The sequence below is a fragment of the Fructobacillus sp. ESL1117 genome, from assembly GCF_058508565.1.
In genome coordinates this window covers 464,354-483,911 of the sequence record NZ_CP196385.1, presented here as the reverse complement: position 1 = coordinate 483,911, position 19,558 = coordinate 464,354, and the positions used below count along the sequence as shown (strand labels likewise).

Annotated in this window: 20 protein-coding genes, 1 tRNA gene and 1 other annotated feature; of the genes, 18 read left to right on the top strand and 3 right to left on the bottom strand. The window is 44.0% G+C overall.

Annotation, left to right across the window (positions count from 1 at the left end; genetic code table 11):
* Positions 1–88: 88 nt before the first annotated feature.
* From ACSYSH_RS02050 to trmB, 3 genes are read left to right on the top strand one after another with little or no spacing between them, the layout of a single operon-like run.
* Positions 89–799, top strand: coding sequence for an ABC transporter ATP-binding protein (locus tag ACSYSH_RS02050; RefSeq protein WP_252773792.1), 711 nt, complete (start codon positions 89–91; stop codon positions 797–799).
* Positions 796–2,082 carry an ABC transporter permease gene (locus ACSYSH_RS02045; protein WP_491702497.1) on the top strand — a complete coding sequence of 429 codons (1,287 nt, stop codon included), beginning with the start codon at positions 796–798 and terminating at the stop codon, positions 2,080–2,082. Before ACSYSH_RS02050 ends, ACSYSH_RS02045 begins: the two co-directional genes overlap by 4 nt.
* A gap of 12 nt (positions 2,083–2,094) precedes the next feature.
* The gene (trmB, locus tag ACSYSH_RS02040) at positions 2,095–2,754 is read left to right on the top strand and encodes a tRNA (guanosine(46)-N7)-methyltransferase TrmB (RefSeq protein WP_489815759.1); all 660 of its coding nucleotides are present in this window, start codon (positions 2,095–2,097) and stop codon (positions 2,752–2,754) included.
* A 363-nt stretch (positions 2,755–3,117) separates the two neighbouring features.
* Here the strand turns inward: trmB and ACSYSH_RS02035 are convergent, their stop codons facing one another.
* Together ACSYSH_RS02035 and ACSYSH_RS02030 are read right to left on the bottom strand one after the other, a co-directional pair.
* Positions 3,118–3,363: a hypothetical protein gene (locus ACSYSH_RS02035; protein WP_489815758.1), complete on the bottom strand. Its 246-nt coding sequence runs from the start codon at positions 3,361–3,363 to the stop codon at positions 3,118–3,120.
* Between the two features lie 208 nt (positions 3,364–3,571).
* Positions 3,572–4,591, bottom strand: a complete 1,020-nt coding sequence (locus tag ACSYSH_RS02030; protein ID WP_489815757.1) for a trypsin-like serine peptidase — start codon at positions 4,589–4,591, stop codon at positions 3,572–3,574.
* 624 nt (positions 4,592–5,215) lie between these two features.
* Here ACSYSH_RS02030 and ACSYSH_RS02025 point away from each other — a divergent pair.
* Positions 5,216–5,437 (top strand): hypothetical protein, encoded by a 222-nt coding sequence (locus ACSYSH_RS02025; protein ID WP_491702498.1) that lies wholly within the window; start codon positions 5,216–5,218, stop codon positions 5,435–5,437.
* A gap of 139 nt (positions 5,438–5,576) precedes the next feature.
* Here the strand turns inward: ACSYSH_RS02025 and ACSYSH_RS02020 are convergent.
* Positions 5,577–5,650: transfer RNA gene (locus ACSYSH_RS02020), tRNA-Arg, on the bottom strand.
* Between the two features lie 175 nt (positions 5,651–5,825).
* Here ACSYSH_RS02020 and ACSYSH_RS02015 point away from each other — a divergent pair.
* From ACSYSH_RS02015 to murE, 14 genes are all read left to right on the top strand, one after another.
* A complete protein-coding gene (locus tag ACSYSH_RS02015) occupies positions 5,826–6,152 on the top strand; it encodes a DMT family transporter (RefSeq protein ID WP_489815755.1) in 327 nt (108 codons plus the stop codon).
* A 42-nt stretch (positions 6,153–6,194) separates the two neighbouring features.
* Positions 6,195–6,959, top strand: coding sequence for a nicotinamide riboside transporter PnuC (gene pnuC, locus ACSYSH_RS02010; RefSeq protein ID WP_491702499.1), 765 nt, complete (start codon positions 6,195–6,197; stop codon positions 6,957–6,959).
* Between the two features lie 171 nt (positions 6,960–7,130).
* A complete protein-coding gene (locus tag ACSYSH_RS02005) occupies positions 7,131–7,703 on the top strand; it encodes a TetR/AcrR family transcriptional regulator (protein WP_489815753.1) in 573 nt (190 codons plus the stop codon).
* 140 nt (positions 7,704–7,843) lie between these two features.
* Positions 7,844–7,919: a sequence feature (ribosomal protein L21 leader region), on the top strand.
* Between the two features lie 13 nt (positions 7,920–7,932).
* A complete protein-coding gene (gene rplU, locus ACSYSH_RS02000) occupies positions 7,933–8,232 on the top strand; it encodes a 50S ribosomal protein L21 (RefSeq protein ID WP_047975142.1) in 300 nt (99 codons plus the stop codon).
* A gap of 27 nt (positions 8,233–8,259) precedes the next feature.
* Positions 8,260–8,574: a 50S ribosomal protein L27 gene (rpmA, locus tag ACSYSH_RS01995; RefSeq protein WP_047975143.1), complete on the top strand. Its 315-nt coding sequence runs from the start codon at positions 8,260–8,262 to the stop codon at positions 8,572–8,574.
* A 180-nt stretch (positions 8,575–8,754) separates the two neighbouring features.
* Entirely contained in the window at positions 8,755–9,849 is a 1,095-nt protein-coding gene (locus ACSYSH_RS01990; protein ID WP_491702500.1) for a M24 family metallopeptidase, read from the top strand.
* 230 nt (positions 9,850–10,079) lie between these two features.
* Positions 10,080–11,417, top strand: a complete 1,338-nt coding sequence (locus ACSYSH_RS01985) for a bifunctional metallophosphatase/5'-nucleotidase (protein ID WP_489815751.1) — start codon at positions 10,080–10,082, stop codon at positions 11,415–11,417.
* A gap of 32 nt (positions 11,418–11,449) precedes the next feature.
* On the top strand, positions 11,450–12,514 hold the full coding sequence (locus ACSYSH_RS01980) for a YutD family protein (protein ID WP_491702501.1): 1,065 nt from the start codon (positions 11,450–11,452) through the stop codon (positions 12,512–12,514).
* 121 nt (positions 12,515–12,635) lie between these two features.
* Positions 12,636–13,196 carry a biotin transporter BioY gene (locus ACSYSH_RS01975; RefSeq protein WP_252773861.1) on the top strand — a complete coding sequence of 187 codons (561 nt, stop codon included), beginning with the start codon at positions 12,636–12,638 and terminating at the stop codon, positions 13,194–13,196.
* A gap of 69 nt (positions 13,197–13,265) precedes the next feature.
* A complete protein-coding gene (locus ACSYSH_RS01970) occupies positions 13,266–14,297 on the top strand; it encodes a biotin--[acetyl-CoA-carboxylase] ligase (RefSeq protein ID WP_489815749.1) in 1,032 nt (343 codons plus the stop codon).
* Between the two features lie 17 nt (positions 14,298–14,314).
* Positions 14,315–14,929: a non-canonical purine NTP pyrophosphatase gene (locus tag ACSYSH_RS01965; RefSeq protein ID WP_489815748.1), complete on the top strand. Its 615-nt coding sequence runs from the start codon at positions 14,315–14,317 to the stop codon at positions 14,927–14,929.
* 212 nt (positions 14,930–15,141) lie between these two features.
* On the top strand, positions 15,142–16,167 hold the full coding sequence (locus tag ACSYSH_RS01960; protein WP_252773864.1) for a tRNA dihydrouridine synthase: 1,026 nt from the start codon (positions 15,142–15,144) through the stop codon (positions 16,165–16,167).
* A 484-nt stretch (positions 16,168–16,651) separates the two neighbouring features.
* Complete coding sequence (locus tag ACSYSH_RS01955) at positions 16,652–17,788, top strand: cation:proton antiporter (protein ID WP_491702502.1); 1,137 nt, start codon at positions 16,652–16,654, stop codon at positions 17,786–17,788.
* Positions 17,789–18,016: 228 nt separating this feature from the next.
* On the top strand, positions 18,017–19,558 hold the full coding sequence (gene murE / locus ACSYSH_RS01950) for a UDP-N-acetylmuramyl-tripeptide synthetase (protein WP_491702503.1): 1,542 nt from the start codon (positions 18,017–18,019) through the stop codon (positions 19,556–19,558).

The window sequence follows — 19,558 nt, the reverse complement described above, 5'->3', positions numbered from 1 at the left end:
CCTTTTTCCTGTGTTTCTTTATTTTCTATTATAGCAAAATTCAGGTAAAACAACCGTTATCAGACTAGAACCTGGTATAATAAAGGCTATGGGACTATCAATTAAAAAATTATATGGGGGCTACGCTGGTCAGGATGTCTTAAAAGACGTCTCCATCACGGTACCAGATGGGCAAATTGTTGCATTAATCGGCTTAAATGGGGCCGGAAAATCGACTACCTTCAAGCACGTTATTGGAGAACGTCCAATTCGATCAGGTAAGGTTGTTTTCAACGAGGTGGACCTTGTTGAAAATCCAACTGCCTTTAAGGAGCAGTTAGCCTATATTCCGGAGCAGCCGATTCTTTATGACGAGTTGACCCTAGCGGAACACATTCATCTAATGTTGGCTAGCCACGGCCTCGATGACCAGGAACATTGGCATCAGGCGATGGCTTTGTTGGTAACCTTTCGCTTGGATAATAAGTTACACTGGCTACCCAAGCATTTTTCCAAGGGCATGCAGCAAAAGGTAATGTTAGTGGCGGCTTTTAGTCTTAAAGCGCCATTAATGGTCATCGATGAGCCATTTCTTGGTCTGGACGTTTTGGCTCAAAAAGCTTTGGTTCAACTCATGGAGGAGCGAACCAAGGCAGGTGGTGCAATCCTTTTGACGACACATTTGCTGTCCTCAGCGGCAGCCTTTGTCGATCAATTTGTCTGGTTGGACCAGGGCGAGGTTCGAGAGCAGGCAAGTCCCGCAGAATTAGCGGCTGAACATCAGATATCCTTAGTTGAAATGGATGAACTCTTTTCATGACGGCGGCCACTAAGAAACTTGACTTAAACCGGCTTTACAAGGACCGGTCAGCGGTTATGAAGCGGCAAAATCAGCGTTACCTTCGCCTGCTGTTTAACGATCATTTTGTCGTCTTTCTGTTAATCATAATTGGGGCGGCTATCCTGTCGTTTCAATCATTAGCTCAGCAATCCCTGGAAACACCAATTGCTTTTTTACCATCCTATTGGCAGTTGGGACTCATTTTTTGGTTAGTTTTGGCTCAACAGTTCGGTTCTTTTGTGACTTATCTTAAGCCGGCCGACCGGATTTTTCTATCGGCTGGAGATAACTTTCTGACGAAAACTTACCTCAACCAAGCTTGGCGCCGGTCCTTCATCTTGGCAGCCGGTTGGCAGATTGCTTTTCTTGGTCTTGCCTGGCCAGTAATGAATCTTATTGGTCTCGGCAATCCTGTTGATTGGTCGCTATCCTTGCTGACACTGGTGGCCAGTAAGGCCTTTATGCTTGTTCAAGCCCTTGATCGCCATGAGCGGGGAAATACTTGGACCGGTTTTGATCAAACACGCGCAAGTTGGCTAATTCGCCTCGCTATGCCGTTTGTTTTGGCTTTTTCGATTGTTTTGTTACCTCATTCATGGCGACTCTGGGTTCTGTCAGGATTTATCGTTATTTTGACTGTGGCTGCTTTGACCTGGTTTTTTCAGCACCAACAAGCTCGGCGCACAATCGATTGGCATGTTGCTTTGACCACAAGCCAACGGCATCTTCAAGTTGTTTGGCAGTTTTACGGTCTATTTGCTCAGGTACCAAATCAGGAGGGAACGGTCAAACGTCGTGCGTACTTGGATAACCTTCTCGGCCGATTTTCTTTTCAAAAGGAACCGGTGCGTCGACTGTTCTGGATTAAGCTCCTGCGCGGTGGCGATGAGTTTGTCTTAGTTCTGCGCTTGGTCATAATCGGAATGATTTTACTGGTGGCTTTACCTAAAGATGGTTATTACTTGCAGGCGGCAGGAATGGTTTTGTTGGTTTACTTGATTAACTTTCAGTTACTTCCTGTCTTTGAAAAAACGCGGGCAGTGCTGTGGACTCGGTTAGCCTTTGCAGATAAAAAGCAGCAAGAAAAAACCTTTTTGGTTGTCCTCGCCGAAATTACTAGTACTGTTATTTGTTTGACCTTCTTGGTCATGTTGTTGATAGCCGGTCCTGCAGCTGCCTTAGCCGTTTTGGTTGGTGGTCTACTTTTAGCCTTGGTTCTTTATGGACTTTGGCTGCCGAAAACTTTGCACAAAAAGAATTAAAAGGAAATACTTATGCATTTACGTTCGAAACCATGGGCCAAGCCTTGGCTTGAAGCTCATACAGATTTGGTCATTGACCAGGAACACGCACAAAAGTTGCGTGGTCACTGGCAAGAAATCTTTGACCAAGACCAACCAATTCACGTTGAAATTGGGTCAGGAAAGGGCCAGTTCATTATGGAAATGGCCAAGAAGAACCCGCAGATTAACTATATTGGGATGGAAATTCAAGAAACGGCGGTGGCGATTGCGGCCCGCAAGTCTTTTGAGGCTGTTGGCGTTTTGCCAAACTTGCGTTATCTTTACGGTAACGGTTCAGGAGTGGAAACTTATTTTGAGAAGGGTGAAATCCAAAAGATTTACCTGAACTTCTCTGATCCATGGCCAAAGTCACGACATGAAAGCCGTCGTTTGACTTATAAGACCTTCTTGTCTTCTTATCGGGCAGTTTTGCCAGAGGGTGGGGAAGTCGAATTTAAGACTGATAACCGCCATCTTTTCGAGTATTCTTTGGTTTCTTTCATGGACTTTGGAATGCGCTGGACGCCAGAAGACTATAGTTTGGACTTGCATGCTGATGCTGATAAGGTCGCCGGTAACGTTGAAACGGAATATGAACAGAAGTTCATGGCCTTGGGCCAACCGATTTATAAGGTGAAGGCTCATTTTTAAAGAAGTAGCTAAAAAGGCCGGAAGGCCTTTTTTTAGTGGATTAATATTTGTCAAAAATAGCTGAAATGTTGAGTCAATCTAAATACTTAAAAATCCATTTTTACAGGTGATTAAAGACTGAAGCCGACAGCCAAGAGATATAAATGTCACGGTTGATCTAACAGGTGTCAGCCGGGCAATAGTGATGGATAAAATGTGTTAAAAAGTCTGTGCCATTGATTTCACAGGTGGTGTTAAAACTAGCGAAAAAATTAGGTTAGATTTAATAATATAAAAAATCCTCTTATGGACTTTGATTGTCAGGCAAGGGTTGTCTTCAATCGATTTGCTCGTAAGAGGATTTTTTATTAGTGTTTTGCTCTGTTAAAGAAAGTTTCTAGTGTTACGGAATCCGTCAATGGCCAGCTTTGCTGAAAGCTGGTCAGGGAAACGTTGAACATGGAGGTTAACGATGTCAGAGTTAGCAAAAAGTTCGACCCGTTGAACGAGGTAGTGGGGCATGTCGACACCGGTTGTTAATGAAATGATATCACCGCGACTAGGAGTGATAGGAAGCTTGACATCCGTTTCAACACGAGCTGAGGCAAGAATGAAATTATATTGAACCATTAACTTTTCCTTTCGTAGCCTTAATTGATGAATTAAAGCTGTTAATGCATTGAACTACTCTCATTGTATTTGTTTTCGAACGGAATGTAAAACGTTTTCAGCAAGCAATCACTATTTTTAATCCAAAGATTGATTAGCGATTTTGGACCAGCCTTTTGGACTGAACATGGTGTTATCAACATGTTTTGAATTGTTGTTTGAATGAAATTTATAGCTCCGAATGATTTGCTCGACCTGGTAGGGACAAGTCTAAAACACCGAAGTTATCTGCGTTTTTTTGGCCAACGATAGCGGTTGCTTCACCATTATGATCAAAATAGACACGCTGGTTGCCCAATTGACGCCAACGTCTGCGTGAATTTTCAGGTGCTAAATCTTGGTCATGCTCATGCATTCGTTCTTGAATCCAGCAATTTAAGCCGGAGTCAATTCTGGTAGCAAAATTACCATAGGCATTTGATGAACTAACAATGCCAACGACTTGGTTGAACGAATTGAGCAGTGGGCCACCACTACTACCATGTGACCAATTTATATTCGTTGTTAATAGCTGACGACCGGTGATGGCTGAAACGGTACCGTAATCAGCGTACATACGGTCATCCTGGTTCTCCGGTTCATTCATATTTCCAGGACCAAGTGTTGCCGGGAAGCCAATGGCTGAGACAATGGAACGGTTTATGTCTTGCGGACGAAATTCACCTAGCGGTAGTATCGGCGCACCTTGTACGGGTTGATTTAAGTGGATTAATGCAATATCGTTATCACCAGCATCACCATTGGGTCGAAGGGCAGCCTCGAAGTATTCTGCCGGAATAGCAACTGTTTGACCGTGATAATGCCAACCGAATGGGTATCTTTCGACTGTTGAGCCAGATTCCCCGCCATAGGCCGGCCGAATTGATAGCGAGCTGGGATTAATTAACTGTCTGGGCCAGTCTGAAAAGGTTGTTCTGTCACTTTCATCACGTTGACGTAAAACAACGTGGGCGGCGGTTAAAACAGTGTCGGGGGCAATCAAGACACCACTAGCTGAATCACCCGTTTCACCATCAACGATAAATACGACTGAGGAAAAAGGCGACCGTCTTGTATCTGGAACTTGACCTTTTTGAAACTTAGCTGTATCAAAAACATAAGCAGATGCCTGATTGTCCGTCAGTTGCATGCCGAGTAACGTGGCTAGGGTCAAAGTGGCCAATTCGCCCCATTTTTTAATATTATTCATGAGTTCTCCTTTACCGAACGTTAGTGTGACACAGTTTGTCTGATAAAAAACTACCGAAGAAGTGGATGCCATCGTAACGAAAACTGTTGGCGGAGGGCTGCTGGCCAAGCTTTGCTTTTAGTTAAGTTGACTAGATTTTGTACAAAATTTTTTGCTTTTTTCATCCAAGCACCTCCTTGGGTGTCCTTAATATAGCACATCCCTAAATTAGGCGTAATCGTTGTTATGAAAGGCTTTTGAAGGGGGATTGGCTGAAAAATAAGCGCTTTTTACCTGTTGAAATCAGGTTCATATTATTCTATTTTGGAATAAATTGAAGGTGGGGACAAAGATACGCATTGTTGGTAGCTAACTGGGTACATTTGATTCGAAAGTGATGTTTCGAGGGCATAAAAAGAAAAAGCCAACCATGCTTGAGATAATTCTTGCAGTAAGTGCACTACTACCAGCTATTGCTCAACTGATTAGCTCTTTAACAAAATAAGAAGTGAGGCCCGCAAGGGTCTTCTTCGTCTACGCTCGTTTTAACATCTTTATGAAAAATAATAAACCTTCATGGGTAGGCTGGACGGCTTTAGTGCTGTTGGTAATTTCGTTACTAATCGCAATTTATGGTGTAATTAAATGACAGATAAAAAAGTAGGGCGACCAGCAGAGTATGAAAGCTCAACGACTGCGCAAAATGAAACAAACAAGCGCTGGGCTGAAAAGAACAAAGAACACAAAAAGTATCTATTGTATAGAACCGATTCACGATCGTTCATTCGCAAGTTAGCAACAGAAGACGACTTCAATGAGTTAGAACAACTTATTCAGGAAAGGCGAACCAACGTAAGCGATGATTGATGAATTGTGATTAAGCGTGACAATAAAAAACACCCTAGTCTCTTAATTGAGATTGGGGTGTTTGTTTAATTGACAGTTCGTGTTGTCGTGTGAAAGTCGTGCAGATGACTGGTAAACGTTGATATATCAACGCTTTCGATGCACTGAGGGGGGTTCGAACCCTCGACCTGCCGGGTAGAAACCGGCTGCTCTATCCAGCTGAGCTACCAGTGCAAATCATAAAAATCTAACACAATTAAGAATAGCAAAAAAAAGACTGAATTACTATTAAAAATTTTACTAACTGATCAAAAGGGGAAAGCTTGTTCGTTAATTGTTACACGGAAATCCTTGTTATCTAGAGGCTCATCACTGATAATTGAGGGCATAGACATAAAAGGAGATAGAAATGTTAACTTATCTTTATTTAGCCCTCGCTATTATCGCTGAAACGACTGGTACGACCCTAATTGGCAGTACAGCTGGTTTTACAAAATTGTTACCGACAGTTTTGACCCTAAGCTGTTATGCCCTGTCTTTCTACCTTTTGTCGCTAGTCGTTAAATCGATGCCGGTTTACCTTGCATATGCAATCTGGTCGGCAAGTGGTATACTAGTTGTTACGTGCTTGAGTGTTGCCTTGTTCAATGTTCATTTGAATTGGCAAACAATCGTTGGCCTAGCCTTTTTGGTCCTAGGGGTGGTTTTGGTTAACATCTTTGGCAGCGTACATTAAAATGTTCGGGGAAGACTATCCCTGAGCCGTTGGAGGAGCTTTATGAGTAACGAACAATCAACGTCTGGTTATACCTGGCAGGATGTAAAGACGAACATGAAACAGATTTTCACCTGGTCTTATTATAAAGAAGGGTTTTCTGGTTGGGATAAGCAATCTTATGCCTGGTTAGCAATTGGTCTAGTAGTCATTTTGGCGACTGGTTTCCCACATGGATTGGAAACTTTGTCAGTTTTGTCCATGGTTGGTGGGGCGATCGGATTTGCTTGTACTTTGGCCATTACGGCAAACAAACGAATTAATGGTTTGCTAGGTTTTATTTCAGCCATTCTGATTTCGATTGTGGCCTTCCACTCGAAAAACTACTCTGATATTTTGATGCAGATGGTTTATGTAGTGGCATTAGATTTGAATTTTATGTTTTTCGGTAACGCTTGGCAAAACCGTAAAATTAAAGCAATGAATGCTAATGGCTGGCGTTTGGCTCTGGTAACTTTCGTAGTGGCGTTCTTCTTGCTCTTTATGATGGACACACATTTGCTGATTTCTCCGCGGCCATGGTTAGACGCTTTTTCAGCAGCAATCGGGGTAACCGGTGCCGCATTAACCATTGCCAAGTTCCACTCACAATATTGGATGTGGACATTGCAGGGACTGATGTCAGTTACCCTCTGGGGAGTAACAGCATGGCAAGGAGATGCCAACTGGGTCTTGTTTGTCACTTATATCCTTTACTTGGGAAATGATGTGATCGGCCTGTTCTTCTCGCCATGGTCACGAGCTACAAAGACAGCTAATGCTAAATAAGGTTTCGTAGCAGTCATATTTTTACTAGTGAAAAAGGTCGATAATTGTCGTTTAGGACAATTATTCGACCTTTTTTGTTAATCTGCTTGATATTTAAGTCAATTTAATTCTTTGTTGTTATAATCAAGACAAGTTGAATCGCTTTATCCTTTTAAAGATTGGAGAGATTACATGACTAAGAAGTTAACGGATGCTCGTGTCTTACGTTCAAGACAGGTTCTTCGTTCAGCAGCGATTGAATTATTATCAAGAACAGATCATTTCTCAATTGCCGAATTACTGTTGAAAGGTCGCGTGACTCGTGGAACCTTTTACCGACACTATAATAATAAGGCGGACTTGATCAATGATGTCAATCGGGAACTTATTCGTCAGTTTACGGAAAAGACTGAAGAAAAGTTTCGTGTACGTGAGGTGTTGGAAGTTATTTCAGAGCAAGGAATATTCTATAATGCCGTTTTGAACAACGGTCAGGATAAGTCTTTAATGGTTGATTTGATGGCCGCACTACGCGAACAACGTGATCGGGCCTTGGCTGATGTAGGCGATGAAAAACTAAAGAAACACTTGATTTATCAATGGGAAATCATCGTCGCTGGTTTCTGGGCTTGTGTGTCTTTGTGGCTGCAAGACTCGATGGCACTGACTTATGATGAAATTCTCGAAGAATTCCGTGAAATTTGGCGGGTAACGATGACGCGGACGAAAAAGACGGGATTATTACTTTTTGATTTTGATGTCTAGTTGCTAACAATGAAAAATTATGAAAATCTAAATTAGAAAAGACACATTGGAATCATTGCTTTGATTATGCGTTAAAATGGTTAAATATAAAGATTTTCTTGATAAAACGGGACAACTTTGATAAAATTAATTAGTTGTTAGCGCAGCTACAACCACACATCTCAGGTTTAAGAAGCTAGTGATAGCCGCCTAGAGATGGTGAGTCTAAGTATAAAAGGAGAATTCAATAATGGCCTACGCAATTATTGTTACTGGCGGCAAGCAATACAAAGTCGCTGAAGGCGATACCATCTTTGTTGAAAAGTTGGACGCACAAGAAGGGGACAAGGTTGTTTTCGACCAAGTCGTCTTGACTGACTCAAAGATCGGTACCCCATTTGTTGATGGTGCTAAGGTTTCTGGAACTGTTGAAAAGCAGGGTAAGGAAAAGAAGGTTGTTACTTTCAAGTACCGTCCTAAGAAGCATTCCCACACAAAGCAGGGACACCGCCAACCATATACACGCGTGAAGATTGATTCCATCGCGTAATCATCACTGTTAAAGGAGAATAGACTTATGTTGATGAATCAAGATAACTTGCAACTCTTTGCCCACCACAAGGGGGGTGGATCATCTGCCAACGGTCGTGACTCAGCTGGTCGTCGTTTAGGTACGAAGGTCGCTGATGGACAAGCCTTGACTGCTGGTTCAATCATTTACCGCCAACGTGGAACGCACATCTACCCAGGTCAAAACGTTAAAAAGGGTGGCGATGACACACTTTTTGCTTTGACTGACGGTGTTGTTAAGTTCGAACGCAAGGGTCGTGACAAGCGCCAAGTTTCCGTTTATACTCGGGAAGAATACAATCAGTTACTTGCTAACGCCTAACTAATTGGGAAAAAACAGCTTTGGCTGTTTTTTTTTGCCTAAATTTTGCTTGATTTGGTCTTTTAAAACATTGGACAATTATTTTGTATTTCTTAAAACAAAATGAGAACTTTCTTTTAGAAAGCTTCAAACTTATGGTACAATAGCCGCAAGCTATATTAAAATTTGGAGGGTCATACCGTGGGATTTTATGAAGAACGTTTGAACAAGTTTCAAAAGCTGTTGAAGAAGTTGGACTTGCAGGGAATGATTATTTCCAATGCCTCGAACTTGAATTACCTGATTGGTTTTGGTGGGGTTCCTGGTGATGGTGTTTTGGTTGTATCCTTAGCTGATGCTGCTTTTATCACGGATGCTCGTTACGAAAATGAGTATGTTGGTACGTTACCACAGGGTGTTTCACTGAAGGTTACGCGTCAATACTACGAAAAGGCTGTTGAAGTTGCTCGCGAATTTGGGATCGAAAAGCTCGGCTTCGAATCTGATTTGCCATATGCTTTCTATGAAGAGTTAGATGACTTGCTGCCAGCCAATGTCAGTTTTGATGCCGTTCCAGGTGCTGTCGAAGCGTTGCGTGAAACGAAGGATGATCAAGAAGCTGATGCGTTGCGCAAAGCTGCTCAAGCATCCATCAAAGCCTTTAATGCTTTGTTGAAAGAAGTTAAGGTGGGGATGACTGAAAAGGAAGTCGCTAACCGTTTGGATGTCTTGCAAAAGCAATTTGGGGCGGAAAAGCCTTCCTTTGAGACGATTGTTGCTTCCGGCTATCGTTCAGCGATGCCACACGGAATGGCCAGTGATAAGAAGCTGGAAGCTGGTGAACTGGTCACGGTTGATTTTGGTTACTATGTTGATGGGTACACATCTGACGTTACCCGGACGTTTGCCTTGGGCGAAATTGATCCTGAATTGAAGAAAATTTATGAAATCGTCAAGGAAGCCAATGAAAACACGATTGCTGTTTTGAAGGCTGGTATTTCGGCCTCTGAGGTTGACCGAGTGGCCCGTGACTTTATTACAGAAAAGGGCTATGGTGAGGAATTCCAGCACTCAACAGGCCACGGTGCTGGTTTGGATATTCACGAAGGCCCTTACCTTTCATCGCGTTCGAGTGACGAAGTTCAAGTTGGTAACCTTTTGACGGTCGAACCTGGAATTTATTTGGCCGGCAAGGGTGGCGTCCGGATTGAAGACGATGTCTTGATTACGAAGGATGGCCATGAAGTTTTGACTGCTGATTTGCCAAAGGACTTAATCGTTTTACCAGTTGATTAATTTCATCAGGGATTTAAAAAAAGACTGAACTCGGACATGTTCGGTCTTTTTAATTTTGGAAAATAACTTAGTAATTTAATTCGGCGCGGTATTGTCATTCCTTTAATTTTTATCAAATCAGGTTGGTCGCTGTATGCTGATTTTGTCCTTATTTTTAATGCATACTTTTTTGATAAAAGCTTTCTGAAAAAGGCCCTTTAATGATAAGATAAGATGAACGGGGGTAAGCTATGGAAGCCATACAATTACGACACACCAATGATTTGCATTCGCACTTTGAGGCCTGGCCACGCCTACGGCGCTTTTTGCTAGCTAAAAAAACTGCGGATACAACTTTTAACTTCGATATTGGTGATGCCATTGACCGCTTCCATCCGCTAACTGACGCCACTTTGGGCAAGGCGAACGTCGACTTGATGAATGCTGCTCATTATGATGCTGTTACGATTGGTAATAATGAAGGTTTGGGTATGGCCCATACTGATTTAAACCATTTATACGATCAAGCAAATTATTCAGTTATTCTGGCGAACTTGAAGGAATTGCCCGGGGACAATCAGCCTGCCTGGGCAGAACCTTACAAGATATTGACCACTAATAATCAAACGAAGGTTGCCATCATTGGCTTGACGGCTCCCTATGAAATGACTTATCGATCACTAGACTGGCAACCGCTAGCAGTTAAAGATGTTTTGGATGACTTGGTGCCAAGGCTGCGAAAAGAGGCTGACCTGGTGATTTTACTTTCACACCTGGGCCTGCCAACCGACCGTGAGTTAGCTGAAAAATATGATTTAGACGTCATTATTGGTGCCCACACCCACCACGTTTTGCCTGATGGCGAGATGAATCACGGTACCTTGTTGGCAGCGGCAGGACGTTACGGGGACCACGCTGGCGAAATTGATTTGGTTTTAGACGAAAACCATCAGCTGATTTCTAAACAAGCGCGAGCCATTCCACTTGGTGAATTGCCAACCGAACCTGGTGACTTAGCTGAAATTCAGGCTCTTCATGATCGAGGGGCAGGGTTAGAAGAAGCGCAGAAAATTGTTCATTTTAACCAGGGCAAAACAATTTCTGATCAGGGACAAGCCTGTTTAGCAGCTTTGAAGGAGTCGACAGGATTGCCCGTTGCTTTTTGTTCTTCTGGTCTGTTTTTGCAGGATTTGCCGGCTGGAACTGACACGGCTGAGGATTTTCTAGCCTCAATGCCGCATGCTATCCATCCTATGGTGACGACCTTGACCGGAACCCAATTAATGACCTTAGTTACCGAGTTTGAGGAGCGGGAAAATGCCTTGGTTAACCACAAAATGAAGGGCTCCGGTTTTCGTGGGAAAGTTTTTGGTCATTTGCTGATTGATGGTCTTGATCGTAATGATGACGGTCAATTACGGTATGCGGGTCTTGTTGTTGAACCAGAAAAAACTTATCAAATTGCAACCTTAGACCATTATCGCTGGATTAGTTTTTTCCAAGTGTTGGATGAGGCACCCGCTAAGATCAATCAAAAAATCTTTCTACGAGAACTACTTGCACAATATTATCAGGAACATGCCCAGTAGACTGAACAGTTACTAGCGGCTGAAGAGGAATTATGAACCACGAAAGTCTTAAAGAACGGACAATCACCCAACAAGCTGAGCGTGAAAAAGAATTTCAGGTCAGTGTTTTTGGGGATGAAATTACCATTGATGGGTTGAAGTTGACTTTGCAGGAAAATTTCAAGGATGCCTTTGATGCCAGTAAATTAGCGATTCGCTATACACCGCTTTTAAAGCAGTATGACTACATTGTTGGTGACATTTCGGCAGACCAATTGCGCTTGCGCGGCTTTTATCAAGATGACCGCGAAGTGACTGCCGACCAAAAAATTAGTGCTTTGGCTGATTATCTTTATGAATATGTAAATTTTGGTGCGCCTTACTTCGTCTTATCGAATGCAACTCATTCTTTCCGACCAGTTAAGGTTCATGATTTCTTAGCCGATTGGGAATCTGCTAACCCTAAGAAAACAGTGCGTAAACCGTCGAGGCTGAAGAAACCTGTTACTAGCCGTAAACCAGCCAAGGTGACGAACGGCCGTAATCAACGCCCAAGCAACAGGGGTGGACAAAATGGTGAGCAAAGACAGAATGAAACTGGATCAGCGAAGCGCGGTTCGAGTGGAAATAGCTCCAAGCGAAAGAATCACCAACATCGTTTCAAAAAAATTGAGCGAAAGACAAATAAGACGGTTCAGGAATTATCCAATCAGAAGCCGGGAAGAGAAGCTGATAGTCCAGTCTCTGCAAAGAAGGGTGCCCTAGCTAATAATCGTCGCCGAAATCAGCAGCAAAAGGCTAACCAGGATGGCGGCCCAGGGCAAAAACGTCAAGGGATGAAGGGTGGTCAAGGAAGCGGTCAACGTCAAAAGTCGAGGACGCAACATCAAAACGAAAACCGTCAGGATGGATCAAACCAGAAAAATACTCGCCAGGGTCACGGAACTAAGACGAGCCAGGCTGGTAAGAATACAAAACAGGGGCAGATGAAACAGGGAAATAACGCTTCGACAAATTCGCAAAAGCAACCTGCTACTTCGCAACAGGGAAAGGATCACCAATCTCGAGCAAAGTCAGCCACTAACAAACGTTCCTTTACAATCAAGGAAAGACAATGACACTGATAAAACCAGTAATCGCAATCGATTACTGGTTTTATTTTGACAATCGAAGTATTTCTTGTTAATATTTTAGTTACCTAGTCAAACTGAATTGGGTTACTAAAAAAGGAGCATGTTCATGACACCAAAATCACGTTTACAAGATTTAACGAAAGGTGCTGTCTTTGTTGCGCTATTAATTGTGTTTGCTATGATTCCAGGAATTCCGTTGGGCTTCTTGCCAGTACCGATCGTACTGCAAAACCTAGCTGTTATGCTGGTGGTCCTTATCTTAGGGCCAAAACGAGGAACGATGGTAATGGCCGTTTTCTTTCTTTTAGCAGCGGTCGGCTTACCTGTTCTTTCTGGTGGTCGCGGTGGTTTAGCTGTTTTAACTGGTCCAACAGCTGGTTATATCTGGGCTTGGCTCCTTTTACCGTCAGTTTATTGGCTGTTGAATCGCTGGGTTTTTGGCCATCGAAACTTAGCTCAACCGGCTTGGTGGCAGAGTGTTATCCTGCTGATTATCGTTGATTTGATCTTGAACTTTGGCTTGGGAGCGGCTTGGCTACATTTTAACCAGGGCCTTGGCTTCTGGTCAGTTTACTGGGCAAATATGGTCTTTGTACCTGGTGATTTACTTAAAATTGCTTTAGCAGTCTTTTTGGATCAGGCCCTTTGGCGGGCGAGCCAGCATTAAAATTTTAGCGGCCGCGGTGAGGCTGTTTTGCGGCCCATGCTAGTCAGCGAAGATTGGAGGGGAAATTTGATGGAGAAACAAGAACGCAGTACCAAAGACCGGGTTTTAGCTATTTTATTAACGCAGCCAGGTGTTTATTTTTCCGGGGATAGCTTGGCACAGGTATTGAATTTATCGCGTGAATCGATTTGGAAAGCGGTCCGGTCGTTAAAGGTTGATGGTCATCAAATTGCGAGTCGTAAGAAGGCTGGTTATGCCTATTTAAGCAGTCGGCAGGTTGATCCTCTTGTGTTAAAGCAGTGGTTGCATCTTTTGGATTCTGATTTGGCTGAAAATCAGCAGCCAAAAGTCCGGGTTTTTGAACAAATTGATTCGACCCAGGCTTATGCAAAGGATCTGGTTGCCAAACAGCCGTTGACAAAGCCAACCTTGTTGGTTGCCCGAGAGCAAAGTGGTGGCTATGGTCGCCAGGGCCGGGCATTTTATTCGCCCAAAGATCGGGGGCTATATGTTTCGTTAGTCATGCCTGTAGCTGTTGGCACACGATTAGCACCTAGTCTTTTAACGACTTCAGCTGCTGTTGCTTTAGTTCAGGGGCTGCAAGTTTTTTTTCCAGCCGCTCCTTTTCAATTGAAATGGGTCAATGACCTGATTTTACACCGACGTAAAATTGGTGGTGTGATTACGGAGGGGATTTTTGACTTTGAGAGCCAGCAGTATTCAGCTGTGATTCTCGGCTTTGCCATTAACCTAATGCCAGGGGCCTTCCCTGATGGACTCGAGTCCAAGGCAGGAACTGTGCTGACAAATGATGCAAATAATTTGGACTTAAATTTGGTTTTGGCTCAATTGGTTGTCAACCTCTTAAAAATGGCGACAACCTACCAAGATGGTGCCTATCTGCCAGCGTATCGAGAGCGTTCTTTGTTGATTGGTCACACGATAACTGTTAAGGTTGGTACAGATGAAAAAACAGGGGTAGTGACCGGTATTAGTGACCAGGGTGGCTTAATGATGACCGAGAATGCTACGGGTCAACAAGAGACGCTGTATGCAGGTGAAGTGACCAAGGTTAAGCTGCTGGAAAACTTGAATTTGTAGGAAAGAGAACTGCCGATATGGACTTTGTATTTGCTTCAAATAATTCTGCTAAGACGAAAGAAATGGCTGTTTTGGCTCAAGCAATGGGTCATAGCGTGACTAATTATCGAGATATCTTGAAAAAGGAATTGGCTTTTCCAGAGGAAACGACCGATTCGCAGCTAGAAAATGCCCAGGCCAAAGCTTCTTTTATTCACCAGTATTTGCCAAATGATTGGATTTTGGCCGATGATACCGGCCTTTACCTCCAGGCCTTTCCTGACCGTTTTGGTGTAACTTCTTCACGGGAATTTAAGAGCTTGCAGGTTATTGGTCAGGAAGCCGAGATTAATTATATCTTAGATCTTTATGACCAAGGGCAGGAGCGGTCGGCTTACCTTTTGGCGATTCTTTGCGCCTGTAGTCCGACCGGTCAATTGTATACTGGTACCGGCAAGGGTGGCGTTAAAATTGCCACGGAACCACGTGGTGGGGAATTAATTGGTGGACTGGATGATATTATGGAGGCCGAGAATGGTCTGACTTTGTCTGAAATGGCCCTGCCCGAATTAGTTACTTATCACGACCGTTCCCGCGCACTGGCTCAGGTTTTACAGGAAATTAAAGCGACAAAGGGACCAAATTCTTTTTAAAAATCAAAAATAAGCAATCGGCCGAGTGCTACTGTACTGATACAAACGCCGCAATTTTGATGAGCAAATTGCGGGAGTTGTCTTCAATGGTAGTGTCGGTTTTTTCTTTGGGAGGACTTATGAACAACCTGGATTTTTGAAAAAGACAGCCAACCATGCTAAAATAGTAAGGTTGATTTTACTGGGCTTTTAAAAAGCCGAAAGGAGGGCTTATGACAACTGCTAAGAGTGCATTTTGGCAACAGGTTGTGGATGAAGCCAAAGATGAAAACGGAAATAAACGCCCATTCTTCTCAATGGCACCAATGGAAGCGGTCACCGATACGATTTTCCGTCGTGTGGTGGCAAAAGCTGGTGGGCCGGATGTGTATTATACGGAGTTCACGAATGCGGCTTCCATGGTTCATCCCGAAGCCAAGTTTTCGGTGCAGGGTCGCCTAGCGGTTGCGCCGGGTGAACAAATGCCAATTGCTCAAATCTGGGGGTCAAAGCCGGAAGTGATTGCCGAAGCGGCGAAGTTGCTTCCTGAAATGGGCTACCAGGCCGTTGATTTGAATATGGGTTGCCCAGATGGCACGGTGATCAAGAACGATGCTGGGTCTGATTTGATCCGTCATCCAGACCGAGCCAAGGCATTAATTGCTGCAGCCAAGGAAAGTGGTTTGCCCGTATCTGTAAAGACCCGATTGGGCTTTTATAAGGTCGAGGAGTACCACGACTGGTTGACGATGATTTTTGAACAGGACATTCAAGTTCTGACGATTCATTTGCGAACTCGCAAGGAAATGTCCAAGGTTGATGCTCACTTCGAGTTGATTGACGACATTATTGCCATGCGTGATCGGTTGGCACCTCAGACACTCCTTCAAATCAATGGGGATGTCAAGGACTACGAGCACGGGCTGGCTTTGGCTACCGCACACCCAGGGATTGATGGGGTGATGATTGGCCGTGGTGTCCTAAATGATCCATACGCCTTTGAACCAGGCCACCAAGAACACACTTTATCAGAGTCAATTGCTCTTTTGGAACTGCAGTTGGACCTGTTTGATGAAGTGAACCAGACGGTTTCTACCAAGAATTTTGAAGCATTGAAGCGTTACTTTAAGATTTATTTGAGGGGCTTCCCGCATGCTTCCCAGCTACGACAATTGCTGATGGAAACCCATGCAACTGACCAAGTTCGAGCTTTATTGGCGGAACACGTTGGTGATCTTTTGCAGACGCCTGCACGCTAAGACAGATTATCGAATAAATAAAAGGACTGATACCCGGTATTTTAACGGTGTCAGTCCTTTTAGGTTGCTTTTAAATTGGGGTAATAAATCTGTTTTTTGGTGGTTGATCGGACTGAAGTAGGCCAAAAATGACCAAAATCAGCTTGGATAGGCTGTTGGTGATTCGTCATAACTAAAGGTAATCGCCGTTTTACGGTTTTGCCACAAGGCGTTGCAGTTTGAGCAACAGCGTTTTTTCTGCCAGCACTATCACACCAGGTTTTCGATTGCTAAAAGGACAGTTGAAATGTTGATTAACATGAACTTGAACGTTTTGCCTGATTTGAGTTCTTGGTTTAATTAATGCTATAATGGCAACATTAAATAAAAACTTTGGTTGAGGTCATACTCAAGGCGGAACCTAACGGGGGAGTTAGGTTCGCTTGGAGTGGGCTTTTTTCTTTGCTCATTTCAAGTGATTTAGCTATTAATGAGGAGAAAGAAAATGACGGTTTGGACATTTGGATTGATTTTGTTTGGGGCTTTAGCAATGTCTTGGTTAGCGGAACGCTTGCGCCTGCCAACGGTTGTCGGTCAAATTGGGGCAGGGATTATTTTGGGACCAGCTGGTTTGCGCTTGTTGTCTACTAATCATAGCCTGGCCACGTGGGCAGAGGTCGGCGTTTTGCTCTTGATGTTTCTGGCCGGAATCGAATCTGATTTGGGATTATTAAAGCGCCATGCCCGGCAGGCTGGAGCAGTGGCTTTAGCTGGAGTGGTAACACCTTTTGTGGTCTTTTTAGTATTGGGACTGACCTTGGGGATGACTGATGAGAAATCTCTTTTTTGGTCGGTATTATTTTCGGCGACGTCCGTTTCGATTACGGCGCAAATTTTGACTGAGTACCATCAGGTTCAATCAGATGCCGGGGCAACTATCCTGGGTGCGGCCGTTTTAGATGACATTTTGGCGATTCTGATGTGGACAGTTTATCAGACGGCCTTTGGCATTGGTGAGGAAACCAAGCGCCCATTGTGGTTTACGATTGTATTGATGGTCATGTTTTTACTTGGCCTAGTAGCAGTTTTGCTTTACGTACTGCCTAAAATCTTGCCAGCAATTAGTCGCTTGTCGCTGCCGGGAGCTGTTTTGACCTTTGCTTTGGTCATTGTTTTACTAAGTGCAACCATGTCAGAAACAATTGGCTTTTCGGCTGCCATTGTGGCTTTTGTTGTCGGTGTGCTTTTTTCTCGGCAAAAATCAGCTGCGTCGATTGAACATGGTGTCACTTTAATCGGGCAAACGGTCTTTATTCCGATATTCTTTGTTAATATCGGTTTAAAAGTCACACTGGTCGGCCAGTTAGTGAATCTGCCATTGATTGCGATTTTGACCATCTTTGCGATTTTGACGAAGTTTTTTGGGGCTTACTTTGGGGCTCGGCTGGTTAAGGTGCCAGTTTTCGATGCCCGGGTTGTTGGTGTTGGAATGGTGTCGCGTGGTGAGATGGCCATTGTGATTGCCGATTTGGCGCTGTCAGCTCATGTCTTGAGCTCGGGTCACTATGCCATGTTAACCCTGGTGATTCTGTTAACGACAATTTTTACACCAATTGCCTTAAAACCTTTATTAAGAAAATAAGTGGACTGATAACTTGGATAACCCTTGGTCTACGGAACAGAAAAGCAGCCAAAAAATGCCATCAGTCAACTGATCGGAGTTGATTTGTCTTTTTGCTGAGGGTAAATCATATTGCGGGAAATTCCTTGATAAAAGGCCGAGTATTCTTGGTCTTTTTTTGCTAAAAAAGGGCTTGGCTTCAGTCTTTTTACCGGTTCGCTTTTGGTGGGCCTATGCTATAATGAGCTTATGCGATTAACTAGACAAGATGTGACAAAAATTTTACAAAAACACGACTTAGTCGTCAGCGAACCCACTGATGATTTAGTCTTTGACCACCTCCACTATGACACTCGTCAGGTCCAGGATCAGACGCTCTTTGTTGTGAAAGGGGCCTTTAAGGCAAAATACCTTGATGGGGTTGCCGGCGTGACGGCCTTGGTAGCCGACCATGATTTGGGGATTGATTTACCCCAATGGTTGGTGACTGATAGCCAAAAGGCTTTATCAGTGTTGGCGATGGCTTACTTTGATTACCCACAAGACCATCTTTGGATTGGAGCCTTCACGGGAACCAAAGGGAAGACAACGGCTGCCTACTTTGCCTATACGATGCTCAAGGAGGCAACTAAGGGGAAGACGGCACTGTTTTCGACGGTCGATCGAATTGTTGGTCCAAAACCGGCGGATAAGAAAAAATCAGATTTGACCACGCCCGAATCCTTTGAACTCTTTAAAGATATGCGTCGAGCGGTGGATAATGGCATGACCCACTTGGTCATGGAAGTCTCCTCGCAGGCATACTTGCGCAACCGCGTTTATGGTTTACGTTTTAACGTGGGGGCCTTTTTAAATATTTCACCGGATCATATCGGACCAAATGAGCACCCAACCTTTGCCGACTATTTGGCCCATAAGGAAATGCTGTTGGATCACTCTGACCATGTGATTTTGAATGCTGAAATGGACCATTACCAGGAAATCTTTACTCGTGCTGCTAGTCGACATGACCGGGTCTTAACTTATGGCCGGACCAAAATGACCCCAGTAAATGATCAGCAACCATTAGTGACCTTTACGAGTCAAGAGTCTGCTCTGCATGAATCGCATTTCACAGTCGCAGCTGGTCCGATGGTTCCTGATTTACAAGTGATTAGTGGTGGTTACCGTTTAAACCTTCCCGGTGACTTTAATGAGGAAAACGCCGTGGCAGCGCTCATGATGGTTGGTCTAGCTGGAGCTGACCACGGCTCGATGGTAAAGGGATTGGATGAAGTCACGATTCCAGGGCGGATGCTTTCATTAAAGTTGCCTGGTCACGGTGTGGCCTTTGTCGATTACGCCCACAACTATGTTTCATTACTGTCGCTTTTGGCCTTTGCCAAGGCGCAGTCCCCAGACGGACAAGTCATTGTGGTTTTGGGTGCACCAGGAAATAAGGGCGTTTCCCGCCGAGCTGATTTTGCCAAAGTCTTGTCACAAAAGGCAGACCAGGTCTTTTTGACAGCTGATGATCCCCAATACGAGAACCCGCTGACAATTGCTAAGACGATTGCCGATGGCATTAAAAATGATCATGTCCGAGTTCATTTTGAGATGGACCGGATTACTGCCATTCATCGGGCGATTGATTTGTCCGGTGAAAATGACTTGGTTGTAGTGGCCGGTAAGGGTGAGGACCCTTACCAAAAGGTTGGCGGCGTTGACACACCATATATCGGTGATTATGCCGCTGTGAAGGAGTGTCAGCGGGCGCTTTTGTCAGGTCAAAAATTACTTGTGGAGGATTAG